Source organism: Chitinophaga parva (genome assembly GCF_003071345.1).
In the GTDB taxonomy this organism is placed as follows: domain Bacteria; phylum Bacteroidota; class Bacteroidia; order Chitinophagales; family Chitinophagaceae; genus Chitinophaga; species Chitinophaga parva.
On sequence record NZ_QCYK01000004.1, the window covers coordinates 50,327 to 69,000 of the forward strand.

An 18,674-nucleotide genomic window follows, 5' to 3' on the forward strand; every position below is an offset into this window, starting at 1 on the left:
CAGAGGCCCGTTTAGCGAAAACAGAAAAGGGCTGCATCCAACAGGATGCAGCCCCTTTTCTGCTATAAAAAAAGAAGATTAATAAGTGCTGTAACCGGCGGAGTAGATGCCTACTTTCTCTTTGCCTACACCGTGCAGGTAACCAGCCAGTACCAGTTGGTATACGTTGGCGGTGTACAGGTTCATGGTAGCTTTACAGATCAGGGAATCTTTGCCGGTGGGTTTTACTTCCACGGTAGCATTGGTAGAACCGGGGAAGGTGGTCCAGGCGGGGAAGAAGCCGGTGCGCGGTGTGTAATCACGGCCGGAGAACACTTTCACGGTGTTGATGAACACATCTACAGGACCAGTGCTGTCGCAGAAGTTGAAGAAGCGTACATTGGCAGAATCACCACGGATGTTGGCAAAATTTTCTTCCAGGTTAGCCAGCTTGCCACCGGTAGCTTTAGTGCCATAAGCGATCAACGTATGATAGGTCAGTGAATCAAAGGGAACACCGGTGATGCTGCAAATGAGTGAATCTGTTTTGTAGGTCCGGAAGTTGTAGCTGTGGGTGGTGGGCACGTCGCGCAGTACACTCCAGAAGCCAAGCGGGAAGCGGGTGGTATCTACTTTGGAGCTGCCGTCGTAAAACACCATGCCGGTGGAGTCAGCATAGGCGTTGATGATCGTGGAATAGGTCCAAACAGTCTGGGTGGAGCTGTTGGAGGTCTTCAAACAGGCGGTCATTGTCATCATCCCCAGGAGACCGGCAGCCATCAGCAGGCCGGCGATTTTCTTTCTGATCATGTTGGTGAAGGTTTATTTAAGTGTTCTAAAAGGTTTTGCGGTGTTGTGCCCGGAGGATGGTATGGTACACTAGTATTCAGTATAACGTTGCAGGTCCGGGTAATATTTTTTTGGTCGATGCAGTTCGTATTCATAAACAGCAGTTCCCAGGGCTTTGAGCCACTGTTTGCCGGCTTGCTCCTGTTCCGGCATGTTTGCCTGCAGGGGCGTACCGTCGTGGAAGGCTACGGTGGCTGACAGGCAGAATTCAATGCCACGTACAGGATCCGCGAAATAGGCCGTATCTGTCAGGAACCCGAAGGCCCACCCGGCTTTATTAAAACACCGCACACCGGGAACATCCGGCAGCAGGAACTTGGCGTAATGGTCCGGGTAATCAGCATGGGCTGGCAGGTTTTCCATCTGCCGGGGCCATTGGCCCAGGCTACGCAATAACAAGCGACGATCAGTGTCTGTTAAACGGAAGCCCTGCTCAAATGTTACACACTCCGGGAAAATTATGGACTGTAATATCTTATGAAGGTTTAGCAACGGTAGCCGGTTACGGAAAGAAAAGTTCATGGGTTGCCGGTGCAACCGGCCCTGGCCGTCCAGGAATGCGGTGCCGGCATGGTCATGCCGGGGAGGGGCTGCGGCCAGGTGGCAATGTGCCCCCGGTTGTTCATATATAACGGTATCCCCCTCCACAAACCGGCAGGGTGCCGTGTCCGGGTGCCCGGTGCCAATGTCTGAAAAGCCCAGCTGGTGGCGGATATCCGCGTCTGCATACCCCTTGGCGCCCAGCATGGCCTGCAGGGTGCAGGGCCCGGTGAACTGGTAAAGGCGGTTAAAAGCCGTATTGCTGCTGAGGGTCAGCATTTTCTCAATATCGGTGGCTACAGAACTGGCCTGCCCGGCCTGGTACCCCGTGTCCAGGGGCATGGCGGTCGTATAATAAGGTGTGTTTACCGTAAGGCGGGGGAGGCCCAGTAAATTTATTTTTTCCAGGGCGGCGGCCGCCATCGGAAGTTTTACGGTGGAGGCAGGATAAAAATACCGCTCTGCATCAACCTGGTAGTAAAAATCATGAAAATAAGCTACATTGCGCGCATCACGATCGATCCGGGTGTACACCACCTGTACCGGACCGGTGTTTAAAGGTTGCAGCACCGCGTTCAGCGGTCGTGAGGTATGTAAAAAGTCCTGAAACCAGGGATCTGTGGCCGGCCCTTTGCCTGAACGCATCTGAAGTGTTGAAAGTTGTAAATGTATTAAAATCAGCCCGGTCCGGCATCTGCCGGCGGGAAGGCACACGATATTCCACTTTCCTTCCTCTTTGCCTGAAAGCAGCGCCGCTACTAAATTTTGGCGGATTTTAACGGCTCTTTAATATATCAATTTAAATTCTATCTTTGCAACTCTAAAAAATTTTTTTTAAACCCGATACAATATGCAACTTAAAGGACTTGTAAGAGTTTTTACCGTCGCACTGATCCTTATCTCTGTGTATCAATTGTCCTTCACGTTTGTGGTTCGCAATTATGACAAGAAGGTAAATGAACAGGCACAGAACGATGTGTCCAAAAACTTCCCTTCCGCTGCCGTAAAATATCCCGGCGATGCGCAACAGCAGGCATTCTACCAGGATACACTCAACGACCAGGTAAAGCTCCGTAAACAAGCCATCCTCGATTCCGTTGGCAATGCCAAGATTGCCAGCTTCCCGTGGAACGTGAATTACACCACTGCAAAAGAAAGAGAACTGAACCTCGGCCTGGACCTGCAGGGTGGTATGCACGTAGTACTGGATGTGAGTGTGGAAGATGTGATCCGTTCCCTGTCTGGCCGCTCCAAGGACGGCGCTTTCAACCAGGCGCTGAAACAGGCCAACGAAATGAAGAAAACTTCACAGTCTGACTATGTGACCCTGTTCGGGCAGGCTTACGAGCAGATCAACCCCTCCGGCAAACTGGCAACCATCTTTGCCAATGCATATTCCAAAGACATTGATTACAATTCCTCCAACGCCAAAGTGCTGGATGTATTGCGCCGCGAAGCCCGCGCCGCTATCCAGAACACGTACCTGGTGCTGCAGAAACGTATCGACAAGTTCGGCGTATCCCAGCCCAATGTGAGCCTGGACGAAAATAAAGGCATTATCTCCGTGGAACTGGCAGGCGTGGACAACCGCGAGCGCGTACGCAAGTACCTGACCGGTATCGCCAACCTGGAATTCCGCGAAGTATATAAAGGTGGTGTTGAAAACTACCAGAATATCCTGGTGCCGGTGAATGAAGCCATCCGTGCCGCCCTGATGGGTAAAAGCGCAGATACTTCCGCCGCCAGGGCCGACAGCACTGCCACTGCAGCTGCTACCCCTGCCGCAAAGGATACCACCGGTGGCAATGGCAGCCTGTCCCAATACCTGTCTGACAGCAGCAAGGCCTCCGATAAGAACGCCGCCAAGACCAAAGATGCCCAGCTGGAAGAACTGCGCCGCCAGAACCCGCTGTTTGCCATCATGCAGCCTTTCTTCACCCAGGACAACCAGCCGGCTCCCGCTCCCGCACTGGGCCGCATCCTGCCCAAGGATACCGCCACCCTGCGCGCTTACCTGGAGATCCCCGCTGTACGCAACGTACTGCCCCGCGACTTTGTACTGGCTTACGGTCCGGAGAACAAAGAAGACAAGCACGCCGCCCTGGAAGTATACGGCCTGAAAGTGAATCCCTCCAACCCCGCACCCCGTGTGAGCGGTGAGCACATCATAAATGCCCGCCAGGACATCCGCGATGGTAAAGTGGAAGTGAACATGTCCATGGATAACATCGGTTCCAAGGAGTGGCGCAAGATGACCAACGACGTGTCACAGGGTTATAACAAAGACAATCCCTACAGCATGAACTACGTTGCTGTGGTACTGGATAACGTAGTATATTCCGCACCTTCCGTACGCGAAGAAATTGCCGGTGGTAACTCTTCCATTGCCGGTAGCTTTACCGCAGAAGAAGGTACTGACCTGGCAAACATCCTGGAATCCGGCAAAATGCCGGCTCCCGCGGTGATCGTACAGGAAAGCGTGGTAGGCCCCAGCCTCGGTGCTGAGTCCATCCACGCCGGCGCTACTTCCTTCCTCATTTCTTTTGCAGTGATCTTCGTGCTGATGCTGGTGTATTACAATACCGCCGGTATCGTAGCTAACATCGCGCTGATCCTCAACCTGCTCTTCACTTTCGGTATCCTGGCTTCCCTGGGCGCCACGCTCACCATGCCCGGTATTGCGGGCCTGGTACTCACCGTGGGTATGGCCGTGGATACAAACGTAATTATCTTTGAACGTATCAAGGATGAACTGAGCCTGGGTAAAACCTACCAGCAGGCGGTGATAGACGGTTACAAACGTTCCTATGCACCGGTACTGGATGGTCACATCACCTCCCTGCTCACCGCCTGCATCCTGTTCTACTTTGGCCTGGGCCCCGTACTGGGCTTTGCCACCACGCAGATCATCGGCCTGTTGCTGTCCCTGTTCTGCGGTATCATGGTATCCCGCCTGGTAACCGACTTCTGGACCAATAAGAAACGCCACTTCGAATACTTTACACCCATTTCCCGCAAGATCTTTAAGCACGCTAACTTCGACTTCGTAGGCAAGCGTAAATATGCTTACGTCATCTCTGCTATCGTAATGGTGCTGGGTGTTGCTTCCTTCTTCCATGGCTTCCGCGCCGGTGTTGACTTCTCCGGTGGCCGTAGCTACACGGTACGTTTTGAAAAGGACGTGCCCCAGGGCGAGGTGACCGCCCACCTGAAAGATGTATTCGGTGCAGAACCGGTGGTGAAGACCTTCGGTGCTAACAACCAGCTGGCCATCACTACGGGTTATAAAGTAGAAGAAACCGGCGCCGCCGCAGATAAAGAAGTATCCACCAAGCTGTTTGAAGGCCTGAAGCCTTACCTGGCCAATGGTACTACTTACGAGCAGTTCATGAGCAAAAACCTGCTGGGTTCTGAGACCGTATCCGCCACTATCTCTACCGCCCTGCGCGGTGGTGCTATCAAGGCCACGATCTTCTCCCTGGTAGTGATCTTCCTGTACATCCTGCTGCGCTTCAGTAAATGGCAATACTCACTGGGTACCATTTTCTCCCTGCTGCACGACGTACTGGTAACCCTGGCGGTGTTCTCCTTCCTGAAAGATGTAGTACCCTTCCCGCTGGAACTGGATCAGCACTTCATTGCGGCTATCCTTACCGTGATCGGCTTCTCCATGAACGATACGGTGATCGTATTTGACCGTATCCGTGAGAACTTCCGCAGCACCAAGAACGGCGATAGGAATACCCTCATCAACAAGGCGATCAACAGTACCCTGAGCCGCACCATCATGACGTCGCTCACGGTGTTCCTGACCATCCTGATCCTGTTTGTATTCGGTGGTGAAGTAACCCGCGGTTTTGCATTCGCCATGCTGATCGGTGTGATCACCGGTACTTACTCTTCCATTTTCGTAGCAGCCCCCGTGCTGGTGGACTTTGACCACAAGAATGAGCTGGCAAATGAAAGTGATGTACTGGAAGCGCTGGAGCCGAAAGCGACCGCTGCCGCTTCCAAGAAAATATAAGCTGACTAGTTAATGTTTGATAGAGAAAGGTCCTGCCGGCTGGCAGGACCTTTTGTTTTTTGCGGTTAAAACCTCAAAGCGGCGCATTCACGGTCCCGTTCTTCAAACTATCCACATACCGCTTGTAAGACTGGTGAATGAAATACAGCATATCATAATCACTCCAGTCATGCACCTGCTCATACGTGGGCCGGTACTTGTTTACAAAGTAGGTCAAAGAATCCCCGCTGAGCGGCACCGTAGACGCTACGAGGCGTTCTGTATAATGCGCGGCTACAAATCCTTCATGCTCGTACTGCACCAGCTGGTGCTTGAAAAACATTTTGTGACGGTTGGATTTCAGCTGCGCCAGGTGGGTAAGCTGGTTAATGTTTACCGCGATGCCGATGGGTGCTACATGTATGATCTCGCCTACGCGCGGGCGGTGGAAGTTGAAGGCTTTGGCATACTCCTGCCGGTTGGCGATGGAATCGTCTTTGTAGGTATGGTTGCGGACGGATACGGGCATGAGGTCAATGATCCGGGGCGTGAGCAGGATGTCGTGCACACTGCGGCTGGCGCCGGATGGCACGATCCAGTAGCGGGCCACCACGTTAATGCCGGAAAACAGGATGGTATCGCCGGGGTGGGCCAGGAGGGTAAAGCTGGCGTCCGGGCCGGAAGTGGTGGCAAGTTGGGAATGCCGGTTCGTAATGGCCACGCCGGCCAGGGGCACGGAATCCTGGCTGAGGGTACGCCCGCTGATACGCTGCTGGCCGTAAACGAAGGCCGGCAGCAACAGGGCGCTAAAGGCGGCAAGGCCTATGACGGTGACAGGTCTCATAAACAACTAGGCCTGTGCCTGTTCCAGCAGTTTTTCATGCAGGGCCAGCACCTGGGGGATCACGAGCTGCTGCTCATCATTGACGATCACGTGGTCCGACAGGCGCATTTTAATGTCTTCATCGATCTGGCGGCGCATGCGGGCCAGCACCTCTTCACGGGTCACATGGTCGCGCTCCATGACCCGTTGTATGCGCAGGGACTTAGGGGCCGATACGCCGATCACGGCATCGAGATAGTGGTTAGAGCCGGACTCAAAGAGGATGGCGGCTTCCTTGATCACGTAAGGAGTGGTTTGGCGGGCGGCCCATGCCTCAGAGTCGCGGATGGTGGCCGGGTGTGTCAGTTCGTTGAGAAGGGCCAGGCGCTCGGGATTATTGAACACCAGGTTGCCCAGGTACTTGCGGTCCAGCTGCCCGTCTGCCAGGTAAGCAGCATCTCCAAAGTGCGCACGGATGCCCGCTATCAGCTCAGGGTCTGTGTTCATGAGCCGGCGGGCTTCCGTGTCGGACTGGTACACGGGAATGCCCAGCACGGCAAACATGGCCGCTACGGTGCTCTTGCCTGAGCCTATACCGCCGGTGATTCCAATCTTTAACATGGTCCTCGTTTAGGGCAAAAAGATACAAAAAATAAAAAGGGCCTGCTGCAGTTACAGCGGGGCCCTTTCAAAAAAAGTGCAGTTGGAATTATTTCTTTTCTTCGGCAGGCTTGTTCATCGCCACGGTGTATTCCATGCTTACTGCAGAACGCTCAATGGTGAGGTAGCTGGCAGGGCTTACTTCGATCTGCAGGGTACCGTTGTCATTGATCTTTTTCAGCTTGCCATGAATGCCGGCAATGGTTACAAGTTTATCACCTTCTTTCAGGTTATCGATGAAGTTTTTCTGATCCTTTGCTTTTTTCTGCTGCGGGCGGATCATAAAGAAGTACATCACCAGAAACATACCGCCGATCAGCAGTATGGGCTGCATGCTTCCCAATCCACCAGCTTGAAGTAAAATGTTCATGTTTATTGTTGTTAATAGTTAATCGTTAATTGTTAATCGTAGTTATAAGGACGTTTGAACGGCCATTTTATTTTAATACGTGGTACCGTTGCCTTTTATCACGTTGCACAGGATGTGTGGTCCGGGCACAAAGGCATCTTTTGTATTGGCCTTGATGGAGATGGACTTGTCCTGGGCCCCGTCTTTGCCGGCACTGTTGAAAGATACCTTCAGGGCGCCTTTCTGTCCGGGTTTGATGGGCTCCCTGGGCCATTCCGGTACGGTGCAGCCGCAACTGGCTTGTGCATCTGTGATGAGCAGGGGCGCGTCGCCGGTATTGGTGAATGTAAAATCGTAGGTTACTACTTCTCCCTCATGCACAGTGCCAAAATCGTGGGTTTCCTGGTCAAAGGTGATCACCGGGAACCCGTGCTGGCTGGAATCTGTAGCCGTGGCGGCCTGTTTTTCCGAAGCAGGCTGGCCCTGGTGGCAGGCGCCCAGCAGCAAGCCTGCGCCGAGCAAAAAAAGGGAGATGCGTTTCATACGGATGGACGAATTTGCCGTAAAAATAAAACTTCCGGGCAGGAAACCTATTTTTTGCGATCTGTTTTCTGGATAAGGTTTTGGTTCTCCAGTTCTTTCAGCACATTATCCAGGATACCGTTGATGAACTGGCCGCTTTGCGGTGTGCTGTAAGCCTTGGCCAGGTCAATGTATTCGTTGATGGTCACCTTGATAGGAATAGTAGGGAAGTAGAGGAACTCGCATACGCCCATTTCCATCAGCAGCATGTCCACGGTGGCGATACGTTCAGAGTCCCAGTTCTGCAGCTTGGGCTTGATCAGCTCCAGGCAGTATTCCTTTTTATCGATCACGGTGAGCAGCAGTTCTCTTGCGTAGTCCAGCTTTTCCTTGCTGATCAGCTGCAGGAAGTTGAACAGCTGCGGCTTGTTAAAGTAGTTGCCAATGAGCAGGTGCATCATGTCCGCATCATCATCCCAGCTGGTAAAGTTGTCTTCCATGTGCTGGAGGAAAGCTTCACTCTTGGCGAGGATGCTGCTGTAGATGAATTCCAGGATGTGCTTTTCGCTGCTGCGGGCACGGGTTTCATCGGCAATGTAAGTCTGGTAAGTATCGGTGGCTACCAGCTCGTTATAGAGCTTGCGCAGCAATTCATTGTCTGGCAGGTATTTCAGTTTCCATTGCTCCAGGTTGATCTGGAAGCCATTGTCTTGCAGGATCTGGTAGAGGAACTCGTTGCCGGCGATCTTGGTGTTTACATTCAGGTCGGCCTGGCTGGGCAGGTGCTTGTTGGAGCGGGCCTGCGCATCGGTTTCCGCGTATTGTGCCACGCGGATAATAGAATAGAGCAGGTAGGAAAAGATCTGTCGGGTTTGTTCCAGCTTATCGTTCAGCAAGCTGGTGGCGGTACCCGGCTTAATACTACTTTGCTCCATCGTGTCCAGGGCATAAAGCGTTTGCATCACTTTCACCCGGATGTTTCTTCTACTAATCATGAATTTTAAGAACTGGTATGAGGGCGCAAAAGTAGGCATTTCAAGCCACTCTGCCAAAGCCGTTGTATTAATAAAATACATATATGACAAAAGGTCACAGACGCGTCTGCCAGCTTTTAAGCCGCCATGGACGGGACGTAGCCGGGGACGGGCTGTGGGGATCTGCCGGGAGGCAGCTATGAGGGGCGAACCCCCGGGTTTGGCATACTTTTCGCCTTTGCCGGGTCAAAACCATATCACATGAAAAAGATCTCCCTACTCCTGATCCTGCCGGCCATTTTGATCTTCGCTGCCTGTAAGAAGGACAACAAAAGTGGCACCGCGGCTGTAACCATGCGCCTTACAGACGCACCGGCGGCTTATGACCATGTTTTTATTGACATCCAACGGGTGGAAGTGACCATGGAAGGAAGTAGCACCACTACGATAACCCCGGTGCACCCCGGTGTCTATGACCTGCTGAGCCTGAAAAACGGGCTGGATACCCTGCTGGCGCAAACTACGCTGCCGGCAGCTACCATCGGCCAGATCCGCCTGGTATTGGGATCTAACAACTCCCTTGTGGTCAATGGCACCAGCTACCCGCTCAATACACCGTCTGCCCAGGAAAGTGGCCTGAAGCTGAACTTTCATCAAAGCCTGAGCGCTGACAGTGCCTACACCATCTGGATCGACTTTGACGCTGCCAAATCCATCGTGCAGACAGGCAATGGCGGTTACAAATTAAAACCGGTGATCAGGGCTTACAGCGCCATCACCAACGGGCAGATCAAAGGCTATGTACTGCCACTGGCCGCAGGTGCCATTGTATACGCAGCCGCGGGTACCGATACCCTGTCTGCAATACCTAATACCACAGACGGCTTCTTTAGAATAAGCGGCCTTGCTACCGGTACTTACAAGGTATGGATCACACCGGCAATGGGAACCGGCCTGCAACCTTACACTAACGCGAATGTATCCGTTAGCTACGGTATCCAGACAGACCTTGGTACTATCACCCTCCTCCCGTAAGCATGTTTTTAAAGCCGGTGCAGCCCACCGGAACACAATTGACCGAACAAATTTTTTTAAGCCGCGGCAAGCCATTGCCGCGGCTTAATCATTTCTTAATATAAACCTCTCAGCTACTTTTTCCAATTTTGCTGTTACAGGCCGCTGCCGGCACTCCCACTTCCATTTTTGCTTACTCCTTTTTTTAACGGAACTGTATCACAAATCCGCCGTCATGGACATTATTGGATTGAAGTTGGGCTATGAAGGGATTTTTGAGGAGGTGTACCATGCCTTTCACGAAAGGCTGTACGCATATTTCCTCAAGCATACCCGTTCGCCCGAACTTTCCGCTGAGCTGGTGCAGCAGGTCTTTATCCGCCTGTGGCAGCACCGGGCCCGCCTGTCCGAAACGCATACCCTGTCCGAGCAGCTGTTCCGCATTGCAAAGACCACCTTCATTGACATGCTGCGCAAGGAAAAATACCAGCGACAGCTAATGGATGCCTATGCCCAAACCCTGGATACCCCTGCCTCCACACCGGGCCACCATGCGGATATAGAAAAACAACTACACCGGGAAATGGATAAAATGCCCCCCGTGCGCAAAAAAGTTTTCTGGCTCAGCCGCGTGGAAGGCCTCTCCCACAAAGAGATCTCCGAACAGCTTTCCATTGCCCCCAAAACCGTAGAAGCCCACATCAGCAAGGCTTTGAAGCAACTGCGCAAAGCCCTGGTGTCAGCACTGGTTTAAATGCGTGCTGCCATTCACCGTCCCCTATTTAAACAAATTGTTAACACTAAGGGATCGGCTGTGCGCAAACGTAGTGTTGGTATATGCTATCAAAAGAGCTTTACCAGCGTTTTTTACAGGGCCAGTGCAGCGCCGCCGAAGAAGCGGAAGTGCTGGCATATTTCCGGCAGCACCCGGAAGCCTGGAAAGAACAGCTGCAGCATGATGATTTTCAACAATTCCGGCCCGATGCCCGCCTGCACCCGGCCCATTCAGCCAATATGTTCAAAGCCATCCGCACCCGCATTGTACAGCAGGATGGCGTGCACCGCATGCGGGTGCGCATCTTCACCGCCGCAGCCGCGCTGCTGGCCGGCGTGGCAGGCATTGCCTTCCTTTGGAAATTTGAAGCACAACGCCAGCATGCACCGGCCCCGCTGGTGGCCATGGCTGCCACGGTAATGGATACCCTGCGCAATAACAGCAACCACTCCCAACGCTATGTGCTGGAAGATGGCAGCAGCATTGTGCTGTACCGCTACAGCCAGATCTCCTACCGGAAAGGATTTGAGACCAATGCCCGTAATATCTATTTAAAAGGGGGCGGTCGCTTCTCCGTGGCTAAAGACCAGCGGCGGCCATTTACCGTATACACGTCCACGTTAGCCACCACAGCCCTGGGCACTGTATTCACCGTACAGGAAAATGCACCGAGGCAAATACACATAAAACTCATCAGCGGCAAGATCGTGGTGAAGAGCACCGGTGGCGTGGCCTTTGCCCCCATGTACCTGGAACCGGGTGAAACCCTGGCCTGGAACGAGGGCATGCATCTGCCCGAAAAGCGCCATGAGACGGTGCTGCCGCCCATGCCAGGCAGCGAGGAACGCCTGGTGGCCGATGGGCAAACCCTGGCATTCAACCATGTGCCTTTGCAGAAAGTACTGCAGGTACTGGGTGAACAGTATGATGCAGACATACAATATGATGCACACCATTTGAAAAAAGTATACGTCACCGCAACGTTCAGCCGGCAGGATTCATTGGTCAATATCCTGCAAACTATTGCTACGCTGAATAATGCCAGCGTGCAGGGCGACAACGGGCGCCATTACCAGTTAAAGAAGTAGAACCAACATCATTACCCGCTGAAAACGGCTGCTGCAGCGGCCCGGGAAGCTATTGCCTAAAAAAAATTGTATGAACAAAAACACACAACACATGTCTTTACGCATCCAGCATGCCTGCTGGTGTTTGCTGCTGCTCCTGCCAGTGATGGCCCGCGCACAGCAACGCCCCAGTGTGAGCGGCATTGTGCAGAATGATCAGAACGAAAGAATGATCGGCGTATCGGTAAAAGCCACCGATACCCGCACCGGCCGGATCAGCGCCCAGATGACCAATGAAAAGGGCCTGTTTACTTTCAACGACCTGGTGCCGGGCGATACTTACCAGTTTGCCTTTTCTTACGTGGGCTACAAGAACCAGGTGCTGGATGGTTATCTCATTAAAAAAGACGAGACCATTAACCTCGTGGTGCACCTTAAAATTAAAGACGATGCGCTGGCCCAGGTAGTAGTGGTAGGGTATGGCACGCAGAAGAAATCCAACGTGACCGGCGCCATCTCACAGGTGGGCTCTGAAGTGTTTGAAAACCGCCCGGTGACGAACATTGCGCAGGCTCTGCAAGGCGCCCTGCCCAACGTGAACGTGACCTTTGGCGATGGCCAGATAGGCCGCGGCGGCACCTTCAACATCCGCGGGTTTACTTCCCTGAACGGGGGCGGCCCGCTGGTGCTGATCGATGGTACGCCTGGTGATATTAACCTCATCAACCCTGAAGACGTAGAAAGTGTAACGGCCCTGAAAGACGCTGCCAGTGCAGCTATTTACGGCGCCCGCGCCGCCTTTGGCGTGCTGCTGGTCACCACCCGCCATGGCCGCAAAGACCACCTGCAGGTGCGCTATACGAACAACTTTGGCTGGGGCCAGCCCACCCGCCTGCCACACGTGATCAAAGACCCGCTGGCAGCGGCCCAGCTGCAAAACCAGGCCTACCGCGACTATGCAGGCAGCGATGCAGCCGGCATGGCAGACGTAATTGCTTACCTGCAGAAAAGAAAAGCAGATCCTTCCCTGCCGGAACTGGGCGTAGATGCTTCGGGCAACTTTATCCGCGGTGCCAACACGGACTGGTACAGCGCGTTTTACAACAACCGCCAGCCTTTCCAGAAGCACTACGTAAGCATTTCCGGTGGCAAGGATAAAACAGAATATTTTTTGTCGCTCGGCTACCTGAACCAGGATGGTTCTTTCAAAGCAGCTACAGACAATTACAAGCGCTACAACCTGCAGTTTAAACTGAACCAGGAAGTGACCAAATGGTTTAGCTTCAATAATAACACGGAACTGATCCAGGGCGTGTATGATGCACCCAATAAATTCCTGAACACCGCGGGCAATAACCTGTACCGCTACCTGTCATTATTTGCCAACCCTTACGAAGCCATTCATACACCGGATGGTAATTATACCCAGGCCGGCGCACTGACCTTTGGCGCGCTGGAAAAAGGCGGCCGCTCCCTGGAAAAGGACCAGGTGCTGAAAAACACGCTGGGCTTTCATACCCAGTTCCTCAACAACAGTTTGCACGTGAATGGAGACTACTCCGTGTTTGTATCGCAGGACCGTGGCCAGCTCCAGGGCATTCCCATCCAGTATGAGACCCGGCCGGGTACCGTGGTGACCTATTCCAATCCCGACTTTTACCGCACGGCCTTCCTGGAAAACTTTGACCAGAATGCAAACCTGTATGCGGACTACGAAAAGCGTTTTGGAAACGGCCACCATTTCAAGGCACTGGTAGGGATGAACCAGGAATGGAACACCTTCAATGCAGATACGGCCATGCGTAAAACCAACGTAACGGCCAATGAAGGCTCCCTCAACCTCACCACCGGCGTAGCCACCGTGAGTGATCAGAAAAGCAAATGGGTAACGAGGGGTTTGTTTTACCGCCTGGACTACGACTTCAAAGACCGCTACCTGCTGGAGTTTAACGGCCGTGAAGACGCCACCAGCCGCTTTGCGGAAAACCACCGCCGCGGCTTCTTTCCCTCTGCTTCCGCGGGGTGGGTAGTATCAAAAGAAAACTTCTTCAAACCGGTGGAAAAGATCATCAACTCCCTGAAGCTGCGTGCCTCTTACGGCTCCCTGGGTAACCAGCTGGTGAGTGATTATGCCTACATCAATGCTATGAAAGTAGGACAGGTAACAGATATCCTCGATGGCGCACAGCCCACCGCTATTTACGCACCCAATCTTACGCCATATAACCTTACCTGGGAAACCGCTACCACCACGGATTTCGGGGCGGACATCGCCCTGCTGGACAGCCGCCTGCACGTGGGTTACGACTGGTACGACCGTAAGACCACTAAAATGCTGACCAAAGGCAGGACACTGCCCGCCGTGCTGGGTACTACCGCTCCCCAGCAGAACGCTGCGGACCTGGATACCCGGGGCTGGGAACTGTCAGTGAAATGGGATGATCAGTTCCAGCTGGCCGGCAAACCCTTCAGCTACGGGGCTTCCGTGGTATTGTCAGACAGCCGTTCTTTCATTACCCGCTATGATAATCCTTCCAAACTGCTCAGCGATTATTACGTAGGGATGCAACTGGGCGAGATCTGGGGCTACACCACAGATGGTTTTTTCCAGAGCGATGATGAGTACAAAGGACATGCAGACCAGCGCAAAGTGCAGAGCACTTCTTACAGCCTCAATGGCCACCCCCTGGCCGGCGACCTGAAATTCAGGGACGTTAATGGCGATGGCGTGATCTACTCCGGTACCAACACGGTAGGCGATCCCGGCGACAAGCGCATTATCGGTAACTCCATGCCGCATTATGCTTACGGTGTGGACCTGAACTTCAACTGGAATGGCATTGGCCTCAATACTTTCTTCCAGGGCATTGGCAAGCGTGACTTCTGGCCTGGTGCGGAAAGCGGCATTTTCTGGGGCTTTTATAACCGCTGGAACCAGCCGGTGTATGATCATATTTACAACAACTACTGGACACCTACGCACACGGATGCGTACTTTCCCCGCCCGCGTGCTTATGATGCACTTAGCGACACGCGCCAGCTGGGTGTGGTGCAGACCCGCTACCTGCAAAACGCAGCTTACCTGCGCCTGAAGAACGTGACGCTGAGCTACACGCTGCCGGTACACTGGACAGAATCCATCAAAATGAGCAACGCCCGCATTTTCTTCTCCGGTCAGAACCTGTTTGAGTGGACGAAGCTCAGTAAGGCATTTGACCCCGAAGGAACCGGCGATGAAGTGGATGGCGTAGCCTCCAACCCCGCTGTGAATGGCAACGGTTTCGTGTACCCCATTCAACGTACTTACACATTTGGCCTGGAAGTAAACTTTTAAAACATGAGAAAGCATTCATCATACATCACCGCACTTTCCCTGGCAGCGCTGCTGCTGGGTGGTTGCAGCAAAGACATGCTGGACCAGCGTCCGCAAAGCAGCATTTCCCCGCAGGACTTCTTTAACAATGAGCAGGACCTGCAAACGTATACCAACGGTTTTTATTCCATGCTGCCCGGCACGGAGATCTATTCTGATGACCAGACCAGCGACAACGTGGAGCCTTCCACTACCAGTACGGTGGTGGCCGGCCGCACCATCGTGCCCAGTGACGCCGCCAGCGCCGGCTGGACCTGGGGCGACCTGCGCAACGTGAACTATTTCCTGGCCAATTACAACAAGCCGGTGATCCCCCAGGAAGCGCGCGACCACTACGCCGGCATCGCCCGCTTCTTCCGCGCCATGTTCTATTTCAACAAAGTGAAACGCTTTGGTGATGTGCCCTGGTACGCTAAGCCGCTTACCGATACCAGCTCGGAACTGTATAAAGGGCAAGACCCGCGCACGCTGGTGGTGGACTCCATCCTTGCAGACCTGGACTTTGCCACGGCGCACATCCGCACAGGCAAGAACGTGTCGCGTGTAACGCGCTGGGCGGCCTTTGCACTCAAATCACGGGTGTGCCTGTTTGAAGGTACTTACCGCAAATACCATGATGAACTGAAGCTGCAAAGCACTGCTACCCAACTGCTGCAAATGGCGGCAGATGCGGCCGACTCCGTGATGGTAAGCGGCCAGTATAAACTGTACACCACCGGCAAGCCGAATGTGGATTACCTGAACCTCTTTGCAGCCGATGCGGCCAATACCGACGAATACATCCTGGCCCGCGTGTACGACCGCTCACTGAATAAAACACATGCGGCCAACGGCGTATTTACCACCGCTACACTGGGTGCGCCCGGCATCACCAAAGCTATGATGGACAGCTACCTGATGGCAGATGGTACGCCCTTTTCCCAGCAGCCCGGCTTCCCCGCCATCCAGTTTGTGAACGAAGTGAAAAACCGCGATCCGCGCCTGGCCCAGACCATCCGCACACCTGGCTATACCCGCAGTAATGCCACGGCAAAGCTGCTGCCGGATTATACCAACGCACTTACCGGCTACCAGTGCATCAAATTTGTGACCGGTACCGACCAGGATGGTTATAACACCAATGCAAACGATCTGCCGGTGATCCGCTACGCGGAAGTGCTGCTCAACTATGCAGAGGCCAAAGCCGAACTGGGTACCTGCACACAAACAGACATTACGCAAAGCATTAACCTGCTGCGTACCCGCGTGGCCATGCCAGGTATGGACATTGCCAACTTGCCCACAGACACCGTGCTCCAACATCAATATCCGAACGTGACGGATAAACTGATCCTGGAGATCCGCCGGGAACGCCGGGTGGAACTGAACATGGAAGGCTTCCGCTATGCAGACCTCATGCGCTGGAAACAAGGCGCGCTGCTGGCCAAAACCTTCCTGGGCGCTTACTTCCCGAATAAAGGCTACTTTGACCTGGATGGTGATGGTACCGATGATATTGCCGTGCTGGACGAGCTGCCGGCTACACAGGTGAAGACCATCCAGTACTACAAGCTGCTGCCGGACCGCTCCCTGAGCAACGGCGCTGCCGGCAACCTGGTGGTACACCCGAACGATACCAAGACCTTTGATGAAACCAAGAGTTATGTGTTCCCGCTGCCCGTTACGGAGCTGCTGCTGAACAAGAACCTGCATCAGAATCCAAACTGGAAATAGATATTTGAAACGGGGCCCTGCTTACATCGTTAACGGGGGACCATGCTTAAATAATTAAAACGGGACCATGCTTAAATCCATTTTTGCTTTTGCCGCGGCGCTGTGTATGAGTATGGCCGCGGCCGCGCAGGACACGGCTTTTCGCTTTGTGATGTTGTCTGATACCCACATTGGCAACGAGACCGGTGCGGAAGACCTGGAACGCAGTATCCGCGATATCAATGCACAACCCGGTATTGCTTTTGTAATGATCAGTGGTGACATTACGGAGTTTGGCGCAGACAAAGAGATCATGCTGGCCAAAAGTATTTTTGATCAATTGAAGGTGCCCTGGTATATCATTCCGGGAAACCACGACAGTAATTGGTCGGAGAGTGGCTGCAACACGTTTAAGAAAGTTTTCGGGAGCGAAACGTTTGCTATGGAATACCACGGCATCCTGTTCCTGGGCACCGGCTGTGGCCCCAGCATGCGCATGGGACCAGGGCAGATCCCCCGCGAGCATATTGTGTGGCTGGACCAGCAGCTGAAAGCGCACCCCGATAAAAATCAGCCCATCATTTTTGTAAACCACTACCCGCAGGATAGCACACTGAATAACTGGTATGAAACGCTGGACCGCTTCCGCGGCCGTAACCTCAAAGCCGTGATCTGCGGCCATGGGCATGCCAATCACCACCTGGACTTTGAAGGCGCGCCCGGCATCATGTGCCGCTCTAACCTGCGCGCCGGCAAGGCGGTGGGCGGGTACAACATTGTATCTGTAATGGGTGATTCCCTCATCTTCAATGAACGCACGCCGGAAGTGGGCACCCTGCCCGCCTGGAACCGGGTGGGCATTGCCCATACCAACTGGCTGCAACACCCGCCCAGGCCGGATTACCACCTGAACGACACCTTCCGGAATGTGCAGGAAAAATGGCTGGTACAGGAAGATGGAGACCTGGGCGGAGGCGTTACCCTGGCCGGCAACCAGGTGCTATATGCCAATACCAATGGCTATGTTAAAAGTGTATCCCTGGAAAGCGGGAAGCCGCGCTGGGAGTACAAAACAGGCGGGAAGATCTATGCTACCCCACTGGTAACCGGCAGCCACGTGATAGTGCCGGGCACGGACCAGGACATTTATTCCTTTAATGCCGCCAATGGCAGGGTGCAATGGCATTTCACCACCGGCAAGGCCATTGTGAGCAGCGCTGCCCAATCGGGCGATCTGTCGATCGTGGCCGGTTCCGATGGTCACTGCCGTGCCCTGGAAACGGCCACGGGTAAGCTGCGCTGGGATTTTGACAGCGTACGGGGTTTCGTGGAAATGAAGCCGCTGCTATACAATGGGTTGGTAATGTTTGGCAGCTGGGGCAATGACTTTTACGCCCTGGATGCTGCCACGGGCCAGCCCCGGTGGACGTGGAACAGTGGCGCCACTAACCGGATGTTTTCCCCTGCCAACTGTGCTCCCGTGGCCACCGGCGGCAAGGTATTCATCGTAGCGCCGGACCGTTATATGACCTGCCTGGATGCCGCTACCGGCACGCAATTATGGCGCTTAAAGGATACGGCAAACTGGGTGCGGGAATCCATGGGCCTTTCGGAAGATAGCAGCAAAGTATATGTGAAGACCATGCAGGGCAGGATCATGGCCATAGACACTCACGCCCCGGAACGCCGCATCCTGTGGACTTCCCCGGTGATGCTGGGTTACGAGATCTGCCCGTCTGCGCTCCGGGAGTACAAAGGCGTGCTGTATGTGCCCACACAGTCCGGCGTGGTGTACGCCCTCAGTGCAAAGGATGGAAGCCTGCGCTGGAAGCATAAGTTCTCCAACTGCGCGGTGAATAACATTGTCCCGGTAAATGAGCACCGGGTGCTGGCCGGGGCGGCCGATGGGAGGATCGTTTGCCTGGAAATTAAATAGCCGTAAATAATTTAGAATCGCAAATCGCAAGTAGCCCGCGGTATCTACCGTGGGCTTTTATTTATATATGCAGGAAAAGAAGATGTGAAAAGAGGGCTTTGCGCATTGCCCGATTGTT

The 18,674-nt window shown here is 53.7% G+C and carries 14 protein-coding genes; 7 read left to right on the plus strand and 7 right to left on the minus strand.

What is annotated here, in order from left to right; translation table 11 throughout:
- Positions 1-78: 78 nt before the first annotated feature.
- A complete protein-coding gene (locus DCC81_RS24225) occupies positions 79-789 on the minus strand; it encodes a DUF4397 domain-containing protein (RefSeq protein WP_108689353.1) in 711 nt (236 codons plus the stop codon).
- Positions 790-858: 69 nt separating this feature from the next.
- The gene (locus tag DCC81_RS24230; protein ID WP_165806725.1) at positions 859-1,938 is read right to left on the minus strand and encodes a serine hydrolase; all 1,080 of its coding nucleotides are present in this window, start codon (positions 1,936-1,938) and stop codon (positions 859-861) included.
- 280 nt (positions 1,939-2,218) lie between these two features.
- Between DCC81_RS24230 and secDF the strand changes: the two genes are divergently transcribed.
- Positions 2,219-5,392 carry a protein translocase subunit SecDF gene (gene secDF, locus DCC81_RS24235; RefSeq protein ID WP_108689355.1) on the plus strand — a complete coding sequence of 1,058 codons (3,174 nt, stop codon included), beginning with the start codon at positions 2,219-2,221 and terminating at the stop codon, positions 5,390-5,392.
- A gap of 73 nt (positions 5,393-5,465) precedes the next feature.
- On the opposite strand, the gene DCC81_RS24240 is transcribed toward secDF, so the two are convergent.
- The 5 genes from DCC81_RS24240 to nusB all read right to left on the minus strand — a co-directional run bounded on the left by DCC81_RS24240 (position 5,466) and on the right by nusB (position 8,720).
- A complete protein-coding gene (locus tag DCC81_RS24240) occupies positions 5,466-6,215 on the minus strand; it encodes a hypothetical protein (protein WP_108689356.1) in 750 nt (249 codons plus the stop codon).
- A 6-nt stretch (positions 6,216-6,221) separates the two neighbouring features.
- Complete coding sequence (coaE, locus tag DCC81_RS24245; RefSeq protein WP_108689357.1) at positions 6,222-6,815, minus strand: dephospho-CoA kinase; 594 nt, start codon at positions 6,813-6,815, stop codon at positions 6,222-6,224.
- Between the two features lie 88 nt (positions 6,816-6,903).
- On the minus strand, positions 6,904-7,224 hold the full coding sequence (gene yajC, locus DCC81_RS24250) for a preprotein translocase subunit YajC (RefSeq protein ID WP_108689358.1): 321 nt from the start codon (positions 7,222-7,224) through the stop codon (positions 6,904-6,906).
- A gap of 72 nt (positions 7,225-7,296) precedes the next feature.
- Positions 7,297-7,746 (minus strand): DUF1573 domain-containing protein, encoded by a 450-nt coding sequence (locus DCC81_RS24255; RefSeq protein ID WP_108689359.1) that lies wholly within the window; start codon positions 7,744-7,746, stop codon positions 7,297-7,299.
- Between the two features lie 47 nt (positions 7,747-7,793).
- A complete protein-coding gene (gene nusB, locus DCC81_RS24260) occupies positions 7,794-8,720 on the minus strand; it encodes a transcription antitermination factor NusB (RefSeq protein ID WP_108689519.1) in 927 nt (308 codons plus the stop codon).
- A gap of 240 nt (positions 8,721-8,960) precedes the next feature.
- Here nusB and DCC81_RS24265 point away from each other — a divergent pair, with 240 nt between their 5' ends.
- The 6 genes from DCC81_RS24265 (at position 8,961) to DCC81_RS24290 (ending at position 18,556) form a co-directional block, all read left to right on the plus strand.
- The gene (locus tag DCC81_RS24265) at positions 8,961-9,734 is read left to right on the plus strand and encodes a DUF4382 domain-containing protein (protein ID WP_108689360.1); all 774 of its coding nucleotides are present in this window, start codon (positions 8,961-8,963) and stop codon (positions 9,732-9,734) included.
- A gap of 214 nt (positions 9,735-9,948) precedes the next feature.
- A complete protein-coding gene (locus DCC81_RS24270; protein ID WP_108689361.1) occupies positions 9,949-10,467 on the plus strand; it encodes an RNA polymerase sigma factor in 519 nt (172 codons plus the stop codon).
- 83 nt (positions 10,468-10,550) lie between these two features.
- Positions 10,551-11,576, plus strand: a complete 1,026-nt coding sequence (locus DCC81_RS24275; RefSeq protein ID WP_108689362.1) for a FecR family protein — start codon at positions 10,551-10,553, stop codon at positions 11,574-11,576.
- A gap of 91 nt (positions 11,577-11,667) precedes the next feature.
- Positions 11,668-14,889, plus strand: a complete 3,222-nt coding sequence (locus tag DCC81_RS24280) for a SusC/RagA family TonB-linked outer membrane protein (RefSeq protein WP_240613068.1) — start codon at positions 11,668-11,670, stop codon at positions 14,887-14,889.
- A gap of 3 nt (positions 14,890-14,892) precedes the next feature.
- Positions 14,893-16,641, plus strand: coding sequence for a RagB/SusD family nutrient uptake outer membrane protein (locus DCC81_RS24285; protein ID WP_108689364.1), 1,749 nt, complete (start codon positions 14,893-14,895; stop codon positions 16,639-16,641).
- Positions 16,642-16,708: 67 nt separating this feature from the next.
- Positions 16,709-18,556 carry an outer membrane protein assembly factor BamB family protein gene (locus DCC81_RS24290; protein WP_240613069.1) on the plus strand — a complete coding sequence of 616 codons (1,848 nt, stop codon included), beginning with the start codon at positions 16,709-16,711 and terminating at the stop codon, positions 18,554-18,556.
- The last annotated feature ends 118 nt before the right edge of the window (positions 18,557-18,674 follow it).

Coding starts and splice junctions, on each gene's coding strand:
- DCC81_RS24275 (WP_108689362.1), top strand. CDS start 10,551: ATGCTATCAAAAGAGCTTTACCAGCGTTTTTTACAGGGCCAGTGCAGC.
- DCC81_RS24225 (WP_108689353.1), bottom strand. CDS start 789: ATGATCAGAAAGAAAATCGCCGGCCTGCTGATGGCTGCCGGTCTCCTG.
- nusB (WP_108689519.1), bottom strand. CDS start 8,720: ATGATTAGTAGAAGAAACATCCGGGTGAAAGTGATGCAAACGCTTTAT.
- DCC81_RS24265 (WP_108689360.1), top strand. CDS start 8,961: ATGAAAAAGATCTCCCTACTCCTGATCCTGCCGGCCATTTTGATCTTC.
- coaE (WP_108689357.1), bottom strand. CDS start 6,815: ATGTTAAAGATTGGAATCACCGGCGGTATAGGCTCAGGCAAGAGCACC.
- secDF (WP_108689355.1), top strand. CDS start 2,219: ATGCAACTTAAAGGACTTGTAAGAGTTTTTACCGTCGCACTGATCCTT.
- DCC81_RS24280 (WP_240613068.1), top strand. CDS start 11,668: ATGTCTTTACGCATCCAGCATGCCTGCTGGTGTTTGCTGCTGCTCCTG.
- DCC81_RS24285 (WP_108689364.1), top strand. CDS start 14,893: ATGAGAAAGCATTCATCATACATCACCGCACTTTCCCTGGCAGCGCTG.
- yajC (WP_108689358.1), bottom strand. CDS start 7,224: ATGAACATTTTACTTCAAGCTGGTGGATTGGGAAGCATGCAGCCCATA.
- DCC81_RS24240 (WP_108689356.1), bottom strand. CDS start 6,215: ATGAGACCTGTCACCGTCATAGGCCTTGCCGCCTTTAGCGCCCTGTTG.
- DCC81_RS24290 (WP_240613069.1), top strand. CDS start 16,709: ATGCTTAAATCCATTTTTGCTTTTGCCGCGGCGCTGTGTATGAGTATG.
- DCC81_RS24270 (WP_108689361.1), top strand. CDS start 9,949: ATGGACATTATTGGATTGAAGTTGGGCTATGAAGGGATTTTTGAGGAG.
- DCC81_RS24255 (WP_108689359.1), bottom strand. CDS start 7,746: ATGAAACGCATCTCCCTTTTTTTGCTCGGCGCAGGCTTGCTGCTGGGC.